Origin of the sequence: Shewanella sp. 11B5 (assembly GCF_002836795.1) — a bacterium.
Lineage (GTDB): Bacteria > Pseudomonadota > Gammaproteobacteria > Enterobacterales > Shewanellaceae > Shewanella > Shewanella frigidimarina.
On record NZ_PJAP01000978.1, the window covers coordinates 1 to 2,853 of the forward strand.

Annotated in this window: 3 protein-coding genes; all 3 read right to left on the bottom strand. The window is 43.0% G+C overall.

The window, feature by feature from the left end; translation table 11 throughout:
• Positions 1-746, bottom strand: a 746-nt coding sequence (gene truB / locus CXF78_RS19110; RefSeq protein ID WP_102037647.1) for a tRNA pseudouridine(55) synthase TruB, incomplete at its 3' end; no start/stop codon positions are given.
• Positions 746-1,177 (bottom strand): 30S ribosome-binding factor RbfA, encoded by a 432-nt coding sequence (gene rbfA, locus CXF78_RS19115; RefSeq protein WP_011636465.1) that lies wholly within the window; start codon positions 1,175-1,177, stop codon positions 746-748. The genes truB and rbfA, both read right to left, overlap by 1 nt.
• Positions 1,178-1,243: 66 nt before the next feature.
• The coding region (gene infB / locus CXF78_RS19120) for a translation initiation factor IF-2 (protein ID WP_102037648.1) at positions 1,244-2,853 on the bottom strand (1,610 nt) is incomplete at its 5' end.

The window sequence follows — 2,853 nt, forward strand, 5'->3', positions numbered from 1 at the left end:
TTAGCCACTGCAGTATCCATTGGTAACAATAACGGATCCATTAGGGTCTGAGGAGCAACATCTTGTCTATGAGCTTGTTCAAGTAGCGCTTCTAATTGGGCAAGCGTTACCATTTTTTCATAAGGATATTCGGCGACTTGAGTACGACGCAACATAACCACATGTGCTCCACAACCAAGCATTTCACCTAAATCATCAATAATGGTGCGAATGTAAGTCCCTTTAGAACAATGAATGTCTAAGGTTAATTCATCACCTTCAAGCTTAATAAAATTTAGCTCAAACACGGTAATAGGTCGCGACTCACGTGGAACTTCAATCCCCTCACGAGCATATTTATACAAAGGCTGACCTTGGTATTTTAATGCCGAATACATTGACGGTATTTGCTGAGTGGTTCCTCGAAAAAATGCGAGCTTTTCATCAAGTAATGCTTGAGTAACGTTAACAGGGCGCGTTTGCACGACTTCCCCATCTGAATCACTTGTGTCAGTACGTTGACCCAATTTAGCTGTCACCAGGTAGCGCTTATCCGAATCTAATAAATGCTGAGAGAACTTAGTCGCTTCTCCCAGGCAAATAGGCAACATACCTGTTGCTAACGGGTCTAAAGCACCTGTATGGCCAGCTTTATTGGCATTAAAAAAACGCTTTACTCTTTGCAGGGCAAAATTAGAGCTCATGCCAGTATCTTTATCGAGTAATACGATTCCGTCGATGAAGCGACCTTTAGGGCGACGAGCCATTAATCTTGCTCCTTTTCACCGTCAACAGACTCACTGTTATCAGGTGTGTCAGGCGTAAATTGCTGCTGTTTGGCTTTATCTTTATTAATGACTTGTGTCACTAGGTTAGACATACGCATGCCTTCTACTAGCGAACTATCATAAATAAAACGTAATTCAGGCATGACGCGTAATTTCATGCGGCCAGCGACTAAAGTACGGACATAAGGCGCAGCTACAGTAAGCGCATCAATTTTTTGTTGAACAAGTTCAGTATCTTCTTCAAAAAAGGTCACATAAACTTTTGCATAACTTAAATCACGAGAGACGTCGACGTCATTTACTGTGACAAAACCAATGCGAGGATCTTTCATATCGCGTTGCAACACCATTGCAAGTTCTTGCTGGAGTTGTTGTGCAATACGGCGTGTACGACTAAATTCTTTTGCCATGATGATATGCCATATCGTTAGGTCTACAATCAAAAAGGGCGGCTAAAGCCGCCCTTCCATTGGTACTTATAAGGTGCGAGCTATTTCGACTGTTTCGAAGACCTCAATTTGGTCTCCTACACGAACGTCATTATAGTTCTTCACACCGATACCACATTCCATCCCATTACGGACTTCTGGTGCATCGTCTTTAAAGCGGCGTAATGATTCAAGTTCACCTTCGAAGATAACCACGTTATCACGTAGAACACGAATTGGTGCGCTACGTTTAACGATACCTTCGGTAACCATACAACCAGCGATAGCGCCAATTTTAGGAGACTTAAATACGTCACGAACTTCTGCAAGACCGATAATTTCTTGTCTAAATTCAGGCGCTAGCATACCTGTCATTGCGGCACGAACTTCATCAATTAAGTTGTAGATGATGCTGTAATAACGTAAATCAACACTTTCTGAATCAATGGTCTTACGAGCCTGTGCATCAGCACGGACATTGAAACCAACAAGAATCGCATTTGAAGCAGCGGCTAATGTTGCGTCGGTTTCGGTTAATGCACCTACACCGCGAGCAATAATATTCACTTTAACTTCATCTGTAGACAGTTTAGCTAAAGATTCACAAATCGCTTCAAGAGAACCTTGAACATCCGCTTTCAGTACGATGTTCAACTCTTGTACTTCGCCTTCTTCCATGTTCGCAAACATGTTTTCTAGCTTAGACTTTTGCTGACGCGCTAACTTAACATCACGGAACTTGCCTTGACGATACAATGCAACTTCACGAGCTTTACGTTCATCACGTACCACTGTCGCTTCATCACCTGCAGACGGCACACCAGAAAGACCTAAAATCTCTACTGGAATAGATGGACCCGCTTCAGTAATAGCATGACCGTTTTCATCTTTCATCGCACGAATCTTACCGTACTCAAGACCACATAAAACGATATCACCTTGGCGTAACGTACCTTCTTGAACCAAGATAGTTGCCACAGGACCACGACCTTTATCAAGTTGCGATTCGATAACAACACCAGCAGCCATACCATCACGTACTGCTTTAAGTTCTAAAACTTCAGATTGAAGCAAGATGCCTTCTAACAATTCGTCAACGCCCATACCAGTTTTGGCTGATACGTGAACGAACATGTTATCTCCGCCCCAATCATCTGACATGATGCCATGTTGAGACAGTTCGCTCTTAACACGCTCTGGATCAGCATCTGGCTTATCCATTTTGTTAACAGCTACAATTAACGGTACGTTACCCGCTTTAGCATGTTGAATCGCTTCAATCGTTTGTGGCATTACACCATCATCGGCAGCAACAACCAAAATAACAATATCAGTCGCCTTAGCACCACGAGCACGCATTGACGTAAACGCCGCGTGACCAGGAGTATCAAGGAAGGTGATCATGCCGTTTTCAGTTTCAACGTGATATGCACCAATATGCTGAGTAATACCACCGGCTTCGCCAGCAGCAACTTTAGCACGACGGATATAATCAAGTAATGACGTCTTACCATGGTCAACGTGACCCATGATAGTCACAACCGGAGCACGAGACTCTAGTTGGATATTATCATCACGATCTTTTAGTACTTGATGCTCAAGTTCGTTTTCACGAATAAGTACAACTTTATGACCTAATTCTTCAGCAACCATTTGGG